The 19537-nt window shown below is 60.6% G+C and carries 17 protein-coding genes and 2 pseudogenes; 9 read left to right on the top strand and 10 right to left on the bottom strand.

Translation table 11 applies throughout. From position 1 onward, the window contains the following. Positions 1 to 427 precede the first annotated feature (427 nt). On the top strand, positions 428 to 1597 hold the full coding sequence (locus FOB47_RS23680) for an NAD(P)/FAD-dependent oxidoreductase (protein ID WP_103519529.1): 1170 nt from the start codon (positions 428 to 430) through the stop codon (positions 1595 to 1597). 21 nt (positions 1598 to 1618) lie between these two features. Here FOB47_RS23680 and FOB47_RS23685 read toward each other — a convergent pair. After that, positions 1619 to 3031, bottom strand: a pseudogene (locus FOB47_RS23685) (phage integrase family protein); the annotation flags it as partial. A 297-nt stretch (positions 3032 to 3328) separates the two neighbouring features. Here FOB47_RS23685 and FOB47_RS26230 point away from each other — a divergent pair. Further along, the gene (locus FOB47_RS26230) at positions 3329 to 3406 is read left to right on the top strand and encodes a YHYH domain-containing protein (RefSeq protein ID WP_223819874.1); all 78 of its coding nucleotides are present in this window, start codon (positions 3329 to 3331) and stop codon (positions 3404 to 3406) included. 145 nt (positions 3407 to 3551) lie between these two features. On the opposite strand, the gene FOB47_RS23695 is transcribed toward FOB47_RS26230, so the two are convergent. Together FOB47_RS23695 and FOB47_RS23700 are read right to left on the bottom strand one after the other, a co-directional pair. After that, on the bottom strand, positions 3552 to 4115 hold the full coding sequence (locus FOB47_RS23695; RefSeq protein WP_012435773.1) for a mechanosensitive ion channel family protein: 564 nt from the start codon (positions 4113 to 4115) through the stop codon (positions 3552 to 3554). Positions 4116 to 4213: 98 nt separating this feature from the next. Further along, positions 4214 to 4540: a helix-turn-helix transcriptional regulator gene (locus FOB47_RS23700; protein ID WP_049768032.1), complete on the bottom strand. Its 327-nt coding sequence runs from the start codon at positions 4538 to 4540 to the stop codon at positions 4214 to 4216. Between the two features lie 849 nt (positions 4541 to 5389). Here FOB47_RS23700 and FOB47_RS23705 point away from each other — a divergent pair. The 4 genes from FOB47_RS23705 (at position 5390) to FOB47_RS23720 (ending at position 9030) form a co-directional block, all read left to right on the top strand. Beyond that, entirely contained in the window at positions 5390 to 6997 is a 1608-nt protein-coding gene (locus FOB47_RS23705) for a glycosyltransferase family 39 protein (protein WP_008650720.1), read from the top strand. Next, entirely contained in the window at positions 6994 to 7377 is a 384-nt protein-coding gene (locus FOB47_RS23710; RefSeq protein ID WP_008650722.1) for a GtrA family protein, read from the top strand. The genes FOB47_RS23705 and FOB47_RS23710 overlap by 4 nt, the downstream gene beginning before the upstream one ends. Beyond that, positions 7374 to 8495: a glycosyltransferase family 2 protein gene (locus FOB47_RS23715; RefSeq protein WP_008650723.1), complete on the top strand. Its 1122-nt coding sequence runs from the start codon at positions 7374 to 7376 to the stop codon at positions 8493 to 8495. Before FOB47_RS23710 ends, FOB47_RS23715 begins: the two co-directional genes overlap by 4 nt. Positions 8496 to 8751: 256 nt before the next feature. Beyond that, positions 8752 to 9030, top strand: coding sequence for a zinc ribbon domain-containing protein (locus FOB47_RS23720; protein WP_223277440.1), 279 nt, complete (start codon positions 8752 to 8754; stop codon positions 9028 to 9030). Positions 9031 to 9087: 57 nt separating this feature from the next. Here the strand turns inward: FOB47_RS23720 and FOB47_RS23725 are convergent, their stop codons facing one another. Together FOB47_RS23725 and FOB47_RS23730 are read right to left on the bottom strand one after the other, a co-directional pair. Continuing rightward, positions 9088 to 11577: a heavy metal translocating P-type ATPase gene (locus FOB47_RS23725; protein WP_011514822.1), complete on the bottom strand. Its 2490-nt coding sequence runs from the start codon at positions 11575 to 11577 to the stop codon at positions 9088 to 9090. Positions 11578 to 12076: 499 nt separating this feature from the next. Next, entirely contained in the window at positions 12077 to 12301 is a 225-nt protein-coding gene (locus FOB47_RS23730) for a flagellar basal body rod protein FlgB (RefSeq protein WP_390884887.1), read from the bottom strand. Positions 12302 to 12394: 93 nt separating this feature from the next. Here FOB47_RS23730 and FOB47_RS23735 point away from each other — a divergent pair, with 93 nt between their 5' ends. Continuing rightward, positions 12395 to 13615, top strand: coding sequence for an ISL3 family transposase (locus FOB47_RS23735; protein WP_174779953.1), 1221 nt, complete (start codon positions 12395 to 12397; stop codon positions 13613 to 13615). Positions 13616 to 13620: 5 nt separating this feature from the next. Here the strand turns inward: FOB47_RS23735 and FOB47_RS23740 are convergent. Continuing rightward, positions 13621 to 13809, bottom strand: a pseudogene (locus tag FOB47_RS23740) (flagellar basal body rod protein FlgB); the annotation flags it as partial. A gap of 296 nt (positions 13810 to 14105) precedes the next feature. Between FOB47_RS23740 and FOB47_RS23745 the strand changes: the two are divergent. Both FOB47_RS23745 and FOB47_RS23750 read left to right on the top strand, forming a co-directional pair. Continuing rightward, positions 14106 to 15173 (top strand): porin, encoded by a 1068-nt coding sequence (locus FOB47_RS23745; protein WP_011229350.1) that lies wholly within the window; start codon positions 14106 to 14108, stop codon positions 15171 to 15173. A gap of 182 nt (positions 15174 to 15355) precedes the next feature. Further along, positions 15356 to 15634 (top strand): hypothetical protein, encoded by a 279-nt coding sequence (locus FOB47_RS23750; RefSeq protein WP_008646716.1) that lies wholly within the window; start codon positions 15356 to 15358, stop codon positions 15632 to 15634. 298 nt (positions 15635 to 15932) lie between these two features. On the opposite strand, the gene czcE is transcribed toward FOB47_RS23750, so the two are convergent. The 4 genes from czcE to FOB47_RS23770 form a co-directional block, all read right to left on the bottom strand. After that, entirely contained in the window at positions 15933 to 16334 is a 402-nt protein-coding gene (czcE, locus tag FOB47_RS23755) for a copper-binding periplasmic protein CzcE (protein ID WP_011514820.1), read from the bottom strand. A gap of 108 nt (positions 16335 to 16442) precedes the next feature. Next, positions 16443 to 17873 (bottom strand): sensor histidine kinase CzcS, encoded by a 1431-nt coding sequence (gene czcS / locus FOB47_RS23760; protein WP_011229349.1) that lies wholly within the window; start codon positions 17871 to 17873, stop codon positions 16443 to 16445. Positions 17874 to 17877: 4 nt separating this feature from the next. Beyond that, the gene (gene czcR, locus FOB47_RS23765; protein ID WP_008646724.1) at positions 17878 to 18555 is read right to left on the bottom strand and encodes a heavy metal homeostasis two-component system response regulator CzcR; all 678 of its coding nucleotides are present in this window, start codon (positions 18553 to 18555) and stop codon (positions 17878 to 17880) included. Between the two features lies 1 nt (position 18556). Further along, positions 18557 to 19507 (bottom strand): cation diffusion facilitator family transporter, encoded by a 951-nt coding sequence (locus FOB47_RS23770; protein WP_004635344.1) that lies wholly within the window; start codon positions 19505 to 19507, stop codon positions 18557 to 18559. Positions 19508 to 19537 lie beyond the last annotated feature (30 nt).

Consider the following 19537-nt stretch of genomic DNA (forward strand, 5'->3'; position numbering starts at 1 on the left):
CGCGTTGATTACAGCCCGGTAATGTCGTGGCCTGCCGGCACTTCGAGTTTATGGCGACTTAGTATTTCGCTGGTCATGCGCGGATGACTCCGTTTGATTCGCTTCCTTGGGAGGGGCGATGCCAACATTGCTCGGGCTGACCAGTTCGTCCCGCACACGCGCCTCTTCTCGCGTTGCCTTCGCCGACGAGCGTTCTCCCGCGCGATGCCCGGCGCTCAATTTGAGACCAGCATTCACGCGCGGGCTATCCAATCACGGCACGCGCTTTGCTATCTGCTTTGCTATCTGTTGGGCTGCCAGTGCCGCCGCGCCACCAAGGGACGGCGCCCGGCGCACGCAAGCACCATGGCGTTGACCCGCGATGTCGGGAAGTCCTGGACGCCTGCGCCGATAACCTGTGCCGCCATGAAACTCGGTACAAGGAGGCATGATGGGCTCGATCTCCATCTGGGCGGCCACGCGCCCGCGTCGGCCTCGACCGGCCCTTGAGGGCGACCTGCGCGTCGACGTGGTGATCGTCGGTGCCGGCATCACGGGCCTGACCGCCGCCCTGCTGCTCGCAAAGACCGCCCGGTCGGTGGCGGCGATCGAAGCCCGTGCCGTAGGCGCGGGTGATAGCGGCGGCTCCACCGGTAACCTGTATCAGACCGTCACCGGTGGCCTCGAAACGCTGGCGGCTAAGTGCGAAGCGGACACCGCCCGCGCCGTCGTAGCGTCTCGCGGGGAAGCGATCGCCTGGATCGAGCAGCAAGCGCAGGCGATGGGGCCGAGCAGCGGCTTCCGCCGCTGCCCGATGTACCAGTATCCGCTAAGCCCGGATGCCGAGCCGACCATACTGGGGGAGCTGAAGGCATTGCGCGCAGCAGGTCTGGACGCGCAGTTGGCCTCTGAGATGCCCCCCGGCTTGCCCGCCGCAAAGGGCGCGGTGCTTCTGCTTTCGGCACAAGCGCAGTTCCATCCGATCGGCTATCTGCACGCCTTGGCCCTGCAAGCCGAACACGCCGGCGCCCGCCTCTTCGAAAACTCCCCTGCCCTCGAGCTGGACCTGGAAGTCGGCGTCGTTCGCACACGGACCGGTACCGCCTTCGGCCACCATATTGTGCTGGCCACCCATTCCCCGCTGGGTTTTCACTTGGTGCAAGCCGGCATGGCTGTGCGCCGCGAATATGGTTTGGCCTTCCACGAACAAGCCGTTCCGGCTGGCATCTTCTGGGCGCAGGCCCATCCCAGGCTATCGGTCCGCGGATTGGAGGCAAACGGCAAGCATTACTTGCTTTGCATCGGTGAACACCACGAAACGGGAAGGCATGATGCAGCCGCGGCACTCGCTCAACTTGAACGGGCCGCGCAGGAATACCTGGCTGTCGGTTCACCCGTTCAGCGCTGGTCGGCACAACACTTTCATTCTCCGGACGGCCTTCCCTACATCGGCCGGGACGAGTCAGGGGCTTTCATCGCCACTGGTTTCTCCACCGACGGGCTGGTGTACGGCACAGTCGCGGCCCACATCATTACTGATCAGATCATCGGCGCGCAGAGCCGTTGGAGTTCGCTGTACCTGGGGTCGCTTCAGAAAACGGAAAATATTGCACGCTAAGCCAGTCGGCACGGACGTCGGCTACCGAGCGGCAAAGGCCTGACCTATTTGGTGTGCCCGCTTGACTTCGTCGCTTTGCAAGTAAATCGAGGTGGTGGCCACCGACGCGTGGCGTAGGTTATCGCGCACGGTGGTCAGTTCCGCGCCGCGAGCGAGGGCGTGTGTAGCGTGGGTATGCCGCGTCCAGTGGGGACTGGCTCGGCGCAGCTTTTCGGCGAGTGTCGGGTGGTCGCCGGCGATGATGTCCGCGGCCTGGCCAAAGAAGCGCCGCATTACCATCCACAGCCGGGTGCCGGTGATGTTAGTGACGCTGTCCTGCTCCAGGCTGGCGATCAAGGGTGTCCTGGGGTCCCAACGGGCTGGTGTCACCGGCAGTCCGCGCTGTACAAGATGCTGATCGAGTGCGGTTCGCGCAAGTGGCGGTAGCGCCACCTTTCCCGGGCGCCCACCTTTGCCGACCAGGTGCAGCCAGCGGTCGTTGCGCTCGTCAGTGCGGATATCGCCCAGCGTCGCGCCAACCAGTTCGCTGGCCCGCAGGCCGGTCGCGTAGGCAAAATCGAGAATGAAGCGCAAGCGCTGCGCTGCGGGCACGTCCCACCCGTACGACCATTCCAGGCCATCGGCAATGGTGCGCACCAGCAGCCATTCGCCCTCAGTAAAGCCACGTGTGGTATCGAGTGGCGCGACCCGCGTGCGGCCGCGGACTTTGATGCCGGCAAACGGGTTGGCCAATACATAGCGCTGCTCGATCAGCCATCGGAACATGGCGCCCAGCACCGTGAGGGCGTAGGCCGTCGAACGTGCCGATAGCCCCCGTGCGAAGGGGCGCCAGTCGGGCGCGCTGCGTGCCCGCGGTGGCCCGATCCAGCGCTCACGCGGAGTTGGTCGCCGCAGGAACCCGCGGTAGGCGATGGCGTCCTCGGTCGTAAGCGACGACAGCGCCCGACCGCGCTCGATAATCGCCCACAGGATCAGGCGTTCCGCCTCCTTGCGATAGGCGCGCTGCGTGGTCTGGGTTTCGTGCAGGGCGAGCCAGGCCTGCACGGCTTCGTAGTCGTTCGATGCGTCGAGCGTGCAGGCCTGTCGCGGTGCCCGGAAGCTGCCTCGCGAGCCGTCCACCTCGTCGGGCAGTTTCAGCCGCTCCCACGGGACCACCTCGCCTGGCGGCGCGCCGACGATCAGGGCACGCGCACGCTCCGTCAACCGCGGATGGGCGTGGAAGAAGGCCTCGATGTGCCGCGCGCTCGCTTGCCCCAGCCCCGGGATCGCGCCCCACCAGCGGCGCCGGCGCGGCACGCGCACGGTCAGGTCCGCCAGTGTGGAAATGCCGTGGGCTCGCAATGCGCGCACGGCCCGCGGTGCCAGCCACAGTTCAATGTCGTCGGTGACCTGTGGCTGCGGCGCAGGCAGAGCACGCAGAACCCTGATGGCCTGGCCATCGGCGAGGCCATCGGGATTGCGGGGACGCTATGCGTCGATTCACCTACAAACTTGGGCGCCAGCGGCCGTCAGCATTTTCGTTAAGTTGCTGAGGTGCGTTGGCCGTAGCGAGCGCAGACAGTTGTGACACAGCCGCAACAGCCCTACCGCGGCGGGGAGGGCTGGCAATCGCAGTGATGATAGTGTGGAACTTGCGGCAGACTGAGACCGCTAACCAACACTCCAGGGAGACCTTTCTTGAAACGGATCACCATCATTCTCACGGCCGTTCTGGCCTGTGCGTCGGGCGGCGTGTGGGCGCATAGTGGTGGGACTGACAGCCAAGGCTGCCATATGGACCACAAGACCGGCATTCGTCACTGCCACTGAAGTCAAGCAGTATTGCGGCGTCCGCCGACATCGCGGACGCCAGCGGCTTAAGGTCTTGAGTAGTTTGCTCGGCCTCAAAAAAGCGAAGCGGGGCTTCCCTTCTTGCGCCGGTCTCCGTCCTTGCCTGACCGCGCCACCCTTGCGGTTACTTCCACCTTCGTAGCACACGTTGAAACACCAGACTGTTCGGCAGCTGCAGCACCACCTCTTGTCCTTCGACTGTTGTTTCCAGTAAGGTGGTATAGACGAGATTTACGTCGAGCACACGGCCCTTAATTCCCGGCTTTTCCCCGTTCTCAAGAAGCTCCACAACATCCCCAATGCGGAACGCACCGGTGACGTATATCAGGAGCGCGCAGAACAGGTTCGAGAGTACACTCCACGCGGCGAAAAACGCGACCGCCCCGACAGTGGCAAATCCCGTGAATGCGGTCCACAGGACGGTTCCAGACACGCCCATTCGCTCCAGAGCCCAGAGCGTGGCAGCTACGTACACGATGGTCGCGACCACACGCAAAGACAGCGCCGCAACTTTTCCTGGCAGAGAATATGTATTGGTCAGCTTTCTAAGCAACCGCCGCGCGATGCGCACTGCTAACCATGCGCCAGCCGCAATCAGCACGACCTCGATAGCGGGAACAAGAATGTCGAACCAATCTGCCAGCCACTGCGGCAAGCTTTCGTGTATAGCTTGAAGAAGTTTGTTCATCGAAATAGAGATACAGCCACAGCACCGTACTGTGGCACAGATACCAATAATCGGATTTTTACCGTTCCGGTCTTTGCTTGAAGGTCAAGCGCGACAACTTACATGCCGGCGTCGTGCCTACACTCACCGGTTTTTGATCGAGGTGCAGGCTCGATCGGCTCAACCAACAGATCACCGAAAAAGTAGGCGGCAAATTGATGGCGATTGCTGAGGTTCGCCTTGGCGAATACGCCCGCGGCAATTGTCCGCACCGTCACATCATGCCACGCTAGCGAGTGAGCGCACTCTTCAAGGGTCAACCCTTTTATGAGAAGCATCGCCACTTCCGTTTCCGATGGCGTATATTTCCAGCGCTCGAACTGCAGCAGCATCGACTGCAACAACTGCCGCGTCGCCTGAATTGCCACCTCGTTTCGTTCCGCCATCACCTGCCCTCGTACCTTGGCTGCGCCAGGTAGCGCCTCAGAAACAGGTCGGTTTGGGCTGACACGACGACACCGTTTTCGAATCACGAACCAAAGGATCGCGAGGCCGCCCACTACCTACGCGACTGCGTCGGCGACGACATGAGCGTCCGGTGTTCGCGTTGCAAGGTGGTAGAAATCCCACGCCTGATAGGTCGAGATTGCCATCAGAAGTGCCGTCAGTCTCGACCGCATAGCAGCGAAGTCCTTGCGACTTTTTGGGGTTGACAACGAACACCCCGGATCTAAGCGCAGCGCGAAAGACAAGCACCTTCGAAAGAGGCTGCGCCTAAGAACATCTGATGGAAAGCGACTTCCTAGGCTTGAGCACTAAGGGTGATGAGGCCCGCTGACAACTGCGGGGCGTCAAGTTTACTATGCAGAACATTGCGGCGACATTGCCGAATGGTTACGCACCAACGCATCGAACCCGACGCCCGTTCTCCGAAGCACTTGGGTTACCATGAGCTAACGCTGACGCTTCGTCAGGCAACTTCTTCTGCCGCAAAGCACTCGACGGCGGACTGCGCCGTCATCATCTCGTAACCCCCCCGACAGGTGAGCGCCCTAGAATCCCGCTGTTCGCTCTCTGCTGGCCAAGTCGCCATCCTTCGGACTCCCGCGTGAATCGCATCCTCGGCTCGTGGGGCGTCAAGCGGCGCCGCGTGAACTGCTCCATGATCCAACATCACGACGGCGACGAACCACATCCGGCATCTATGTCGTTGCGCCCTGAGAGCATTTGACCAAGCGCGGTAGCAGTGGCCACCGCACACCTGGACGGGCAGTCTCTTGAAGCGACAGATTTTCATGGCTTTGACCATCGCACTCACGGTGGTCCTCTGGATGTCCACGCTATCCGTGCGTCCCCTCTATGAACCCGACGAGGGTCGTTACGCCGAGGTTCCGCGCGAGATGTTCGTCTCCGGCGATTGGGTCACGCCGCGGTTGAACGGCATCAAGTTCTTCGACAAGCCGCCCCTGCAGTATTGGGCGACCGCCAGCGCCTATACGCTCTTCGGGCCGTCCGAGTGGACAGCAAGGATCTGGAGTGCGCTTGTGGGACTGCTGGGCGCACTCGCCGCATGGTGGGCGGCGCGATCGCTCTATGACACGCGCATAGGCCTCGCCTCAGCGCTGGTGCTCATCGGCGCTCCCCTCTGGATTCTCGGCTCGAATCTGACAACAACAGACATTGGTGTCGGCGCACTGCTCGGCAGTGCCGCTCTCGTTTTCGCCGTGGCCTACCAGAATCGGGAACCTCGCTTATACCCCCTGATCTGGTTGTTGGTCGGTCTGGCATTTCTTGCCAAAGGCCTGATTGCCCTGGTACTGCCAGGAATCACGCTGCTGCTATACGGGGCGGTCACTCGACAATTTTCCGCATTTTTTAGCGCGAGATTCTGGCGCTGGAGCCTGCTTGCGGTGGCCATCACCATGCCTTGGTTTGTCGTGGTGTCCCAGCGCAACCCCGAATTTCTGAATTACTTCTTCATCCACGAACACTTCGCGAGATTCTCGTCCTCGGTTCACGAGCGGGACAAGCCATTCTGGTTCTTCCTGGCCGTTGGTGCGGCAGGCGTCCTGCCGTTCATGGGCTTGATTCCCCGTGCTATCGCACTCCGCTCTCGCAGCGCACAGGCAACGCCTGGCTTCGACGCACGACTGTTTCTGTCGCTGTGGGTAGTCGTTGTCATTGCCTTCTTTTCGATTTCGCGCTCGAAGCTGCCGCTCTATATCCTGCCCGCCTTACCACCGGTGGCCGTCTTGCTCGCGTACAGATCCATGACTGCAGCCCGCCCCACACTGGCGGCAAGCTTTCTTGCCATGCCTGTGCTCGGCGTTGCCATCGCCGTGCTGCTATGGCATCCGACAATGTCGAATGCGGTACTGAAGCTCAATATCAGCAATCCGGCCTCATTGCATACCTGGGGCGCCATCACGATGGGCATTCTGGTCATCGGTGGCTTCCTGGCCTTTGGGATCGCCCTGCGCGGCCACAGGCTCTGCGCGGTTGCCGTCGCTTCGCTGGCGACGCTGGCCAGCCTTCAGGCTGGCTTGATGGCGTCTCGGGCGTTTGGGTCCCTCTCCATCAAACCACTTGGCTTGGAAGCCAAGGCGGCGTCCCGCGACAACACACAACTGTTCAACGTGGGCCAGATTGACCGAGGTCTGGCGTTTTACGCCGAACGAGAACCGATCATTGTCGGGGCCAGATCCGAGCTGGATCTCGGCTTCTCGGTCGAGCCCGACAAGTGGATTGCTAATGAAGAAGCTTTTGCGCAGCGATGGCTGACCCCTGGTCACAAGCTCGCGGTCATGCGGCACGAGACGTTTCATCGACTGAGACCGCTGCTCGGCGGCAACACAACTGTGATCGGACGACATGGCGTCAACGTTCTGGTGCAAAAACCATGAACATCCCATCACGATTTGTACGGTTTCTGGGCGCGGGGGCGACGGCAACCGCTACACACTACGCAACACTGATCACGCTGGTCGGTTTCGGGGTTGCAGCGCTACCGGCGTCTGCCGCCGGCAGTGTTGCAGGCCTTCTGACGCACTACTGCATCAGCAGCCGATGGGTGTTCACACCAGTCCGACCACAACGCGCCACTTTCGGACGGTTCATTCTCGTTTCCGCGCTGGCGTTCTTTCTTAACTCACTTCTGATGTGGGCTGGACTAGCATTGGGGCTTCACTACCTGGTTGCTCAAATCCTCTCGACAATTTTCGTCATGTTGGTCAACTACGTACTCCATGCAAATTGGACGTTCATGAATGGAGCGATGCGATGAATGCCGCCAGCCTGCTGCCAGAGAAGATCTCGGTCGTCGTACCGCTCTTCAATGAAGAAGCTGTCCTGCCACAGTTTCACTTTCGGCTTCTCCGCGTGATGGATGGATTGGCATCGGACTACGAGATTATCTACGTGGACGATGGCAGCCGCGATCGATCACTGGCGGTTGCACACAATCTCAAGGCGGCCGAAGCGCGCGTCGGCATTGTCGAGCTGAGTCGCAACTTCGGCAAGGAAGCCGCGCTAACGGCGGGCCTCGACGTGGCAAGCGGCGACGCCGTTGTGATCATCGACGCCGATCTGCAGGATCCGCCCGAACTGATTCCGTCGTTGATCGAGAAATGGCGCGAGGGGTTCGACGTGGTGTACGCCACGCGCACTTCCCGGGATGGCGAATCGTTCCTCAAGAAGTTCACCGCGCACTGGTTTTACCGCCTGATGGGCAAGCTCAGCGATACGGAGATTCCGGCCGACACCGGCGACTTCCGCGTCATGAGCCGTCGTGCCGTTGCCGCACTCGGACAACTCCGGGAGCAGCACCGCTTCATGAAGGGGCTGTATGCCTGGATAGGATTCCGGCAGACGGCCGTCTTGTATCGGCGTGACGCGCGGGCATCCGGGACGACCAAGTTCAACTACCGCAAGCTGTTGCGTTTTGCCGTGGATGGCATCACTGCCTTTTCCACCGTGCCGCTCAAGTTTGCAACCTCGATCGGCCTGCTTGTTGCCGTTCCCGCCTTTGGCATGGCCGCCTTCATCGTTGGCAAGACGCTGCTCTACGGCGACCCCGTACACGGCTACCCATCCATGATGACCGCCCTGCTTCTGCTGGGCGGCCTGCAACTGGTTTTCCTAGGCGTGCTCGGGGAATATGTTGGGCGTCTGTTCAATGAAGTCAAGCGGCGGCCGGTGTATCTGGTGGCAAGCTATACGGCGCCGATCGGCCCCGGCACCCCCACCGCTGAGCCGGGGCAGGTGGCCGCAGCGACACGGGGTGGCACCCCGCCTGCAGCAATCTTTCACGCACCCGGATGCCCGGAAGGCAAAGCTCCTGGCCTCCCCGAGGCTCCTCAGCGGGATGCCATCCTCACGGAAACCCTTGCGCCAAGCCGATAGACAGCCCGCCTTCCATGCGCTCTCACGACATGGCCAGCAACTATCGGGATCATGACGTTTTCGAAAGAAAGAGCCTCGTATTCAACTTATTCCGTTCTTCGCATCCACCGACCATTGACCCTGTAGTCACTACAGACTATTTACTACAGGCATTGGCTGACGCGTAGCAGCGCAAGTCGTCGCAGCACCCGACACCACGGGGCCGCAGCGACGATCCATCCACTTAGGAGGAATGATGGGTTTCTTGGAAAGGCTCATGGGCCGTCACAGCGGCGGTCATCACGGCGGCGGAAGTGAGCACGGTCGTCGAGGAGGTCATCATGATGGTGGCGGCAGCTACGGCTATGGGAATCCTTTGCCACCACAAAGCCCCGCCGGCGTCCACTGCCCCAACTGCGGCACGGTGAGCGCCCAGGGCGCGCGCTTCTGCCAGCAATGCGGCAGTTCACTGGCTCCGGCGCCGTGCAGTCGATGCGGCACCTTACTCCCACGCGACGCAAAGTTCTGTGGAAGTTGCGGCAATGCCGCCAAATGAGTCGGCGGCCATAGCTGCCGCCGCATCTGGCATCGCCATCATTGCGGCCGGGGCCCGTCATGGGGATTTGTCGCGATAGGCTAGCAGTCGAAGCGCATTGAACACGACGATCAGCGTCGACCCCTCATGCATGGCCACGGCGGGCCCGATACCGAGGCCGAGGATCGTGGCTGGCAGAAGGAACGCCACGACGCCGAGGCTGATATACACGTTCTGAAGGATGATGGCCCGCGTATGTCGGCTTAAACCGACCACAAAAGGCAGGTGTTGGAGGTCGTCGGCCATCAGCGCAACATCCGCCGTTTCCAGTGCCACATCTGAACCTGCCGCACCCATTGCGATGCCCACCGTGGCGTTGGCCATTGCCGGCGCGTCGTTGACGCCGTCGCCGACCATGGCCACTTTGGCTTCCGCGCGCAACGTCTGGATGGCTTTGACCTTGTCCTCAGGCATCAGATCGCCCCAGGCTTCATCGATACCTACGTCCTTGGCGACGGCTTCGGCTGCGCGCTGGTGATCGCCGGAGATCATGATCATGCGTGTGATACCCAGCCTGCGCAGTGCCTCGAGGGCAGCGCGCGCCGAGGCGCGCGGCGTGTCCATCAGCCCAATGGCGCCGAGGTCCCGATCTCCCTGCCTGACGATCATTGTCGTGCGGCCAGTGCTGCGCAGCGTCTGCACTGCGCTCGCCATCGATTCGCTAAGCGGTGCAATCCCGTCGGCGCCGAACATGTCAGGCTTGCCAATCCAGACGGTCTTACCGCACAACGTCGCCGTGACCCCGCGTCCGGTCAAGCTTTGGAGATGAGACGCTTCCGGGATGGAACTGCCTTCCAGGCGCTTGCGGCCATCGCGGGCAATGGCCGCAGCCAACGGGTGGTCGCTGAGCGACTCCACGGCGACCGCTACGCTCAACAATTCCGCTTCAGCTACTCCTTCGGCGACCATCACATCGGTAATACGGGGGCGCCCCTCCGTCAGCGTCCCCGTCTTATCGAATGCAATGGCTTTCAGTGAACCCAGGTTTTCGAGCGGCGCCCCGCCCTTGATCAGTACACCCCCTCTAGCGGCGCGCGCTACCCCCGACAGCACCGCGCTCGGTGTCGCGATGGCGAGCGCGCATGGGCTGGCGGCAACCAGCACCGCCATGGCGCGGTAGAAGGTCGCACTGAACGGCTCATTGATCACTAGCCCTGCAAACAGCAGCAATACCGCCAGCACAAGCACTGCAGGAACAAAGATCCGTTCGAACTTCTCAGTGAACCGCTGGCTCGGTGACTTTTGCGCTTCGGCCTCGTTGACCATCTTGACGACTTTCGCCAGGGCGCTGTCCGTGGAAAGGCGCGTCACTTCCACTTCAATGGCGCCGGCGCCATTGATGGTTCCGGCGAACACGCGGGACACGGCCCCTACGGCATCGGGCTTCCTCCTGGCTGCGGCGGCGTCATCCACGGGCTGCTTGTCGACCGGGATGCTTTCGCCAGTAACCGGCGCTTGATTGACTGCGGAAGCCCCCTTTACCAGAAAACCATCGGCGGGGAGGCGTTCGTTCGGCCGAACCACCACCACATCCCCCACCTGCAATTCCTCGACGGGGACCTCTCGTACCTCGCCTTCACGCCGCACACTTGCTGTAGCCGGTGCGAGCGCCGCCAACGCTTCGATCGCCCGCTTGGCGCGCCCCATGGCGTAGTGTTCGAGCCCGTGGCCGAGACTGAACAAAAAGAGAAGTAGCGCGCCTTCCGCCCAAGCGCCTAACGCCGCCGCCCCTGCGGCGGCTACCAGCATCAGTGTGTCGATTTCGAACTTCTTTAGCCGGAGGTTCTCTATCGCTTCCCGAACGGTATAGAAACCACCAAAAAAATACGCGCCGACAAAGAAGGCAACCGGAATCCATGCTGGCAGGCTGCCGAACAGCTTACCAACGGCAAATCCGAGACCAAGCAAGGCCCCACAGATCAGGGAGAAGATTAGCTCAGTATTCGGGCCAAACACGCTGCCGTGTGCGTGGGCCTCATGCCCCTCGCCTTCCCCATGTGCATGATCCTTGACGCCTTCGCGGTGTTCATGGTCTGCATGACCGCTCTTCCGGGCACCGATCTCAACCGGCGCGAGCCCGCGTTTTGACAGGGCCTGCTCGATCCCTGCCGCGGAGATCCGATCGTTGTCGAATTCGACGCGCGCTATGCCGGAGGCGCTGACTTCGGCCTCGATGACGCCGGGCAAGGCCCGCAGTTGGCTAGCTACGGTTCGCGCTCGTCGTTCGTGCCAGACGCCCTTCAATTGCCAAAGCACATGACCAAACCGCGACGAAATCACCGCACCCGTGCTTGTCACCAGCTCCCGGATGCGGGCAAGGGAAATCGCTGCGGGATCGTAGTGGACACATATCTGTGAATCGCTATCAACATTTGCAGTTTTTATATGCGCCGCCTCGACGCCCTCTTTCCCTCTCAGTTCGGACAGCAACCGTTCTACACAGGGATCAGAGGAATCGGGAAGGCCAGGAAGCAAGACAGGAATGTCCAGGCGCAGCTTTTCGGTCATTGTCGCGGGCTCCAGTCAGTCTGAATCGGCATTCACGCCGTTGCACACTATTAGCAACTAGTGTGCCCCGCATTGCAACAACAAAGCTCAACGAGTCAGCGCCCCAATGCCCCGCCGTAATGCGTTGGTAATGTGCCCGCAATCTGAGCGTACTATCTTGCGGATGACAGGATCCTCATGTCATCCGTCCAGGAACCATACAGATGATTAGCGCCGTCGCATGCTCTGCCTTGCTGGCCTACGCTTTGCCGGCTCCTGCGACCGGTGATCGACTCAGCGAGAAGCCGACCCAGTGGCACACCCTCGCCATTGGACATTCAGACACGGGATACGCCTCCCGCGACCAACGGGTTGCCTGGGCGGCCAACCCGCGACATCGCACAGCCAAACATCCGTCGAAGCAGGAATCCGCAGCGAGCACACCGGAGCCGTCTTCCAGAGACGCGTCCAGCGCTGTCGCCGCACCCAAGCCGCCCTGCCAGTAGTCGCGGTTTCCCCGCTAGGGCCGCATGTCCTGGTAGAGCTTGAGCATGTCCTTGTACTCGTCGGCAGTCTTTTGAATGGAGAACCGCATCCGCAGCGCGTTCTCTGCAAACGCCACACGCTCGACGTCCATCTCCACGGTGTTGCCGTCCATACTCGACTGCAGGGGGACGCGATACATCAGATCCTCTTCCAGCGCGGGCTTGCTTGCCTCGATGTGTCGCGGCGAAGTCATGGTCATGCCCGCAAAATTCTGGGTTCTTCGCAGAATTCCGTGAAGGGTTCCGGTTTTTCGTATGCTTGATGCCTGTTATTTCAGGGGTCAGGAGCGGGAATGCTGGATCGGAAGACGTTGCAGGCGCTGGGTTGCTGGACCGGATACCGTCTTGAGCGGGTAGTCTGGCCCGAAGGCGACAGTCGGACGCTATCGCTTTATCTGAAGCCGACCAGCAAGGTCATGCACTGCCAGGAATGCGGCGCGCGCTGCAAGCAGGTACACGAGACCACCGTTCGGCGGGTACGAGACCTGCCGATTTTCGACTATCGCGTCGTTCTACACGTGCCGCGCCGGCGTGTCTGGTGTGATCAATGTGGCGGCCCGCGGCTGGAGCGGCTGGATTGGCTCGGGCGCTATCAGCGCGTGACAGCGCGCCTGGCCGAGGCTTGTGGTCGACTGTTGCGCGACTGCTCGGTGCGCGCTGTCGCCGCGTTCTATGAGCTTGGGTGGCACACGATCAAGTCCATCGACAAGGCGCGCTTGCGCGAGGCGGTGACGGAGCCGGACTGGGCCAACATCCGCTATCTGGCGATGGACGAATTTGCGCTGCATAAGGGCCACCGCTACGCCACGGTCGTCGTGGACCCGATCGGCCGGCAGGTGCTGTGGATTGGCAAGGGCCGTTCACGCGAGACGGCGCGCGCCTTCTTCGAGCAACTGCCAGCGGGCGCGGCAGAGCGGATTGAAGCGGTTGCCATCGACATGACGACGGCATATGAACTCGAGATCCGCGAGCATTGCCCGCAGGCCGAAGTCGTCTATGACTTGTTCCATATCGTGGCCAAATATGGACGCGAGGTCATTGATCGGGTTCGGGTCGATCAAGCCAATCGGCTACGCCACGACAGGCAGGCGCGACGCGTTCTGAAGTCGACGCGTTGGCTCCTGCTGCGCAATCGGGCCAATCTGAGCGAGGGTCAGGCCATTCATCTGAACGAGGTGTTGGCTGCGAACCGACCGTTGATGACGGTCTACATCCTGCGCGACGAACTCAAGCGGCTGTGGTTCTACCGCCGCCCGGGATGGGCGCAGCGGGCATGGCACAACTGGTTTGAGCAAGCGCAGCAAAGCGGTATTGGTCCGTTACAGCAGTTCGCCCATCGCTTGAGCGGCTACTGGCACGGCATTGTGGCCCGGTGCCGGCACCCGCTGAACACCAGCGTCGTCGAAGGCATCAATAACACCATCAAGGTCATCAAGCGGCGCGCTTACGGCTATCGCGATGAGGAGTACTTCTTCCTCAAAATCCGCGCTGCCTTCCCCGGTATTCCTCGATGAACCAAATTCTGGCCACTGCCCATCACCCTATCCAACTCGGCGCTGAAGTCGATATCGCGCGCCTTGTAGTTCGGCGTATCCGCATTTGCAATATTTGCAGACAGCAGCTCGAACCTCCGTGTGCGAAGTCGCAGCGCTTGCTCATGAACGCTGTCTTCGCTACGCGCCCATTTTGCGACGTATGGCGTGTCCATCCTTACTCTCCAACTAGATCGGAACCCGCAGCGTATTGCAAAGGCAGTCGATCTTGCTTCGAGAGAAGCGACCTCTTTTCGTGAGTTTCCCATTACCGGCCCGCAATGTTCGCGCGCACACAGGTTGACGCGTCCGCGCGAAAGCCATGTCAATCCACATAACCCCGGTACGTTCCACCTTGTCGTCATCACGCGACGAAGTGACCCCACGTAATTACTTCGCAATCTGACCGTCATCTGCAGATTTCTATACTCGCCCCCACCAAATTAATTTCGGGTCTTAATGAGGAGAATCCATGAAGATTAGTCGCATTGCCGTCGCATCCCTCGGTCTGTTCGCTACAACCGCATTCGCTCAATCGAGCGTCACGCTGTATGGTGTGGCCGACGCGGGTATCGAGTATCTGAGCAACGTCCCATCGGCTTCGCCCGGTGGCTCGAACCAGGTTCGCATGACCTCCGGCAACATGTCGACGTCGCGTTGGGGCCTGCGTGGCGTCGAAGACCTTGGCGGCGGTCTGAAAGCCATCTTCGAATTGGAAAGCGGCATTTCGTTCGACACCGGCGCACAGAACAACAGCACCCGTCTTTTTGATCGTAGTGCCTTCGTAGGATTGGGTAGCAAATATGGTCAACTGACGTTGGGTCGTCAAACGACACCAATGTATGACACCACGCTGCAACTCGACCCGATGGGCTTCGCGCCGCGCTACTCGCTCTTCAAGATGGATGACGTCTTGGCGGGTCGCGCTGACAATGCTATCAAGTACCGTGGCATCTTCAGTGGCCTGACGGTCACCGGCCTCTACAGCTTTAGCCGCACCGGCGGCGGCGAAGTGCCGGGGAACTACAAGGTCGATCGAAACATGGGCGTATCGCTCATGTATGAAACCGGCGCCCTCGCTGTCGGCGCGGTGTACGACGAGATCCAGGGCAGCACCGTCGCCACGGCCGACCGCAAGGACCGCCGCGCTCTAATTGGCGCGAGCTACGCTTTCGGACCGGCTAAGGCATTTATTGGTTATCGCTGGTACAACGGCAATGTCGGTGCGCTGCCGACGAACGGTTCTAACATTTACTGGGCCGGCCTGCGCTATGGCCTGACGCCCGCACTGACGCTGACCGGCGCCGCCTACTACACGGACAGCCGCAATTCTGGCGCAGACCCGTTCCTGTTCGTTGCCTCGGCAGATTACGCTTTCTCGAAGCGTACCGATGTGTATATGAACGTCGGTTATGCACTGAACCGCGGCAACTCGCAGCTGGGCATGAACGGCTACAACTCGACGACCGGCAGCCCGACCAACGTTGTCCCTGGCAAGGATCAGACCGGCGTCGTCGTAGGCGTACGCCACAAGTTCTGAGCGAGCTCAAAAGAATCGACACTTTCTTGTTAATTCAAGAGAGTTTGTGCCTCCCAACCGGGAGGCATTTTTTTATGACAGGATCGTAATACGCGGGTAATTCAGTGGAGCAGGTCCGGTAGCTAGACTGTGAACACGGTGAGCGATTAGAGACTCACAAACATTGACTCCGGAGAGATTCCATGAAGACGATTCACACTGCCCTGATTGCTGCTGCCCTCACGATTGCTGCCGCCGGCTCCGCCATCGCTGCTACCCCTGATGGCCAGATCCACCGTCCCCGCGACCCCTACACCGACGGCGGACGCGCCGCAGTCAACGACATTTACGCCGGCGGTGCACGCATCGACAAGCGCGACGTGTTCACCGACGGCGCACGCCTCGGCCAGCGTGACGTATTTACCGACGGCTCGCGTATTGGGCCGCGTGATGTGTTCACCGATGGCGCACGCGGAATTTGACGCAAGCCGTCCCTGAAACTCAGACCGACCTCTGTGGGGGAGCCAGGCACCCGTCAGTTGCTTGGCTCTTGGTGCTCTTTCGCTTTATCCCGATGGCGAAAGCTTCCGAAGCTTGCCCTCCCCGGAGGGCAAGCTTTTTTTCCCTCCATCGGCGTCAATCCGGTGCCGTTCATGATGCGGTGGCGCGTGCTACAACTTCCCATCGCCTCGTGTATTGCTAAGCGGCAGAACCGACGCCAATGACGATGAAAAAGGCCCCGCATTGTGCGGGGCCTGTAGTTCACCGGTTCAGCAACGTTCAGCCACCTGTGAAGAGGTCGCTTCTATCAATATAGACGCGCACGCCAGCGCTACCCGGCAGATCCGGCATCAACAAGCCAAGGTCCACACTCGTATCCCTGACCATCTGGGCGAAGGTCCATGCGACGATCTTCTCGCCGGCCCGAAACGCCACCGTCTCGCCAGAGTCCACGTTGACATACCGCATCCCTGGCTTCACGTCGATAATGCGACTGGCCTGAGATTGGCCGGCTGGATCGCCATACAAGGTCGCGTGACGCTTCGCCATCGCCTGCGCCGTCGCCGTCGACGCAGGCACGCCCGGTTTCAACCCGGTCATTTCCAAAGCATACGAAGCCGACATCCCACCCAACAGCAACGCCGCAAACAGCAAGGCGTGTTTCTTCGTTTTCATAGTCATCTCCTTTCTAGAGACTTCGTTGATCTATGAAAACGAGTGTATAAATTGTACGCATGCTGCAGCCTTGCCCGGCGATTACAAATAGGCAATCGGGCTCATTGCACCACTCTACCCAACGACTGGTCGGTCCTGACTCGGCCTACCCACCGAAACCCGCGCTGAGGCTTCAGCACCGTTGAGCGGGAAGCGCAATGTAAAGCGTGTCTTCCCATCCAAGCCGCTCACGGCTGACGCGTCGCCGCCATGGAGCTCCATGATCGACAGGACGATGGCCAGGCCCAGCCCCGTGGACTGTGACGAGTTGGATCTCGCCCTATCCCCACGGAAGAACCGATCAAAGATGAGGGAAAGTTCCCGCTCCGGGATTGGGTCTCCAACGTTCGTGATGTCGATGCAACAATGTGCCGCTTCGCGGCGCACCACCAGATCTATCATCGAATTCGGCCACGCATGACGGACCGCATTTGACAGAACATTGTTGATCGCACGCTGGAACAGAATGGCATCAGCGACCAGGGTGGCATCCCCGCTTACCCTGATTACGACGCTTCGCTCCTCTGCAAGCACCGAAAAGTAGGCGGACAACTTGCGAAGTTCTGCATTCAACTGGAGTTCCGTCAACTCGAGCGCCACATTGGCACTGTCAGCTCGCGCGAGGAACAACATCGCATCGATCATCCTCGCAAGTCGCTGGTATTCGACCAGGCTTTCCTCCACCAAGGCGACATACTCGGGCCCGGTGCGGTCTCGTGACAAGGCGACCTCGGCATGTCCAATGAGGTTGTTAAGCGGCGTGCGCAAATCATGGGCAAGATCGGCGGAGAACCGCGACAGCTTCTGATAACCATCCTCGAGGCGTTGCAGCATCGCATTGAACGCAGAGGCGATATCACGCACTTCGGTGGGCTTGGGTGGCATGTCCACCCGGTAGCTCAGCCGTTCCACACTGATCCGGTTGATCTGCTTGATAAGTACGTGCGCCGGCTCCAGCTCACGGCGCGTAATGGCCGCCCCCACCAGGGCCGTCAATATCACACCGACGGTGGTACCAAGCACGAGCGTCGTCCGGAATCGCGCAGTCACCTGCTTCCTGTCCTCGCCAGACTTCGCCACGAACACCGTCGCCCGCGTACCGTCTCGCCCCAACACCGCATCGGCGGACTGGAACATGAGCGATGACTTTCCCGTGACCGCCGCTTGGTCAGTGCCTTCCAGCAATGCATCGTTGCCCGTGCGAAACAAAAGCCGGCCATCCAGCGCCGTGACGCGAACGATGAGGTCCGAGTAACCTCGCACCAGATCATCGAAGCGATGCTGCGCCGCCGGGACGCCCTGCACCCCGTCCACCTCGCGCAAGAAATGCTCGACCTGTTCGAGTTTTCCCTTTACAACCTCATCGTCTCTGGCCTCGAGTTGCGCGGCGAGCGAGTAGTAAGCAAAGGCGCCCATGCTGGCCAGCGCGATAGACAGTACCAATGCAAAGAAGAGCCCAAGCCGCCTCGTCAGTGACAGCGGGGTTATCGAAGTCCCGGGCCTCATTCCGTCACCGGCCGCGCTCTGGGTCGAGGACATAGCCCATTCCCCGTACGGTATGGATCAGCTTTTGATCGAAGGGATCATCCACCTTGGATCTCAGGCGCCGGATCGCGACGTCAACGACATTGGTATCCGTGTCGAAGTTGACGTCCCAGACCTGGGACGCGATCGTGGTTCGCGACAGCACCTCCCCTCTCCGGCGCATGAGCAGGTGCAACAGCGAGAACTCCTGATTCGTCAATTCAATGCGGGTAGTTCCCCGGAATACCCGCCTTCCAAGCACGTCGATGTCCAGATCGGCAATGCGCAATCGCTCGGACTCCTTCGAGGTGCTTTGGCGCAAGCAACGCCGGATACGGGCAAGGAGCTCGGCAAAGGCGAAGGGCTTGACCAGGTAATCGTCTGCCCCCAACTCGAAGCCTCTGACACGATCCGCCACATCATCCAGCGCCGTCAGAAACAGTACGGGTGTCTCGGACTTGGATCGAATGGACTTGATGACCGTCCACCCGTCCATACCTGGCAGCATGACGTCCAGGATGATGACGTCGTAGTCGGTCTCTTCCGCCATGTGGAGCCCATCGCCACCATTGTTCGCGATGTCGACCACGAAACCCGACTCCGACAATCCCTTCTGCAAATACTCCGCAGTACGCGGTTCGTCTTCTACAACAAGTACCCGCACCTTAGTTTCCTCCTGCAGCAAGCGACTTCGATCCGACCAGTGCTGGCGATGCATTGAAATGCTGAGCTGCATCCGCTTGTTCGCATGGTGCCAGTTCGAACTGAATGGTCACGTGCGTGATATCGAATTTGTCAGCCAGCATCTGCTTCAATTCCGGTAGCACTTCCATTTCCGGGTTGACGGCCGTGTCATTCACGACATGAACCGTCAAGCTCGCCTTGCCGCTGGTAAGTGCCCAGATGTGGAGGTCATGGAAGCTTTTTACCCCGGGCGTCGCCAGAATTTGCTTCTCAACCTCTGCCAGATCCACGTCATCGGGTACGCCTTCGAGCAGCACATTCAGGCTCGACTTCAGCAGGATCCACGTGCGAGGCAGTACCCAGAGGCCGATCAGCACCGCAATGGCGGAGTCGACCCACGCCCAGCCCGTGAAGCGGATGATGATCGCACCGGCGATGACGCCAACCGACCCGAGCAGATCGCTCCAGACTTCCAGATAAGCACCCTTCACGTTCAGGCTGCTGCTTTGCCCGGAGGACAGCATGCGCATGCTGATGAGATTGATGATCAGGCCCAGCACAGCCACGACGAACATGCCGGTTGACTCAATCTGAGGTGGCGATTTCAGCCGCAGGTAGGCTTCGTACAGGATGTAGATAGCCACACCGAACAGCAGCAATGCGTTAAAGGCCGCGGCAAGAATCTCAAAACGGTAGTAGCCAAATGTCCGCTTCTTGTCCGCGGGTCGCTTGGCGATCGCAATAGCAGCCAGTGCGATGGCCAGTGCGACGGTGTCCGTGAGCATGTGCGCGGCGTCGGAGATCAACGCCAGGCTCTTCGTCATGACACCACCGACCACTTCGGCAATCAGGAACGTACCGGTCAGCGCAAGGGCGATCTTGAGCGATCGCTCGTTGCCACCGGGATGGTCGTGTGAGTGACCTGCGCCCATAGAAACTCCTATAAAAATTGGGCGGTACGA

Origin of the sequence: Cupriavidus gilardii, assembly GCF_013347325.1 — a bacterium.
In the GTDB taxonomy this organism is placed as follows: domain Bacteria; phylum Pseudomonadota; class Gammaproteobacteria; order Burkholderiales; family Burkholderiaceae; genus Cupriavidus; species Cupriavidus gilardii.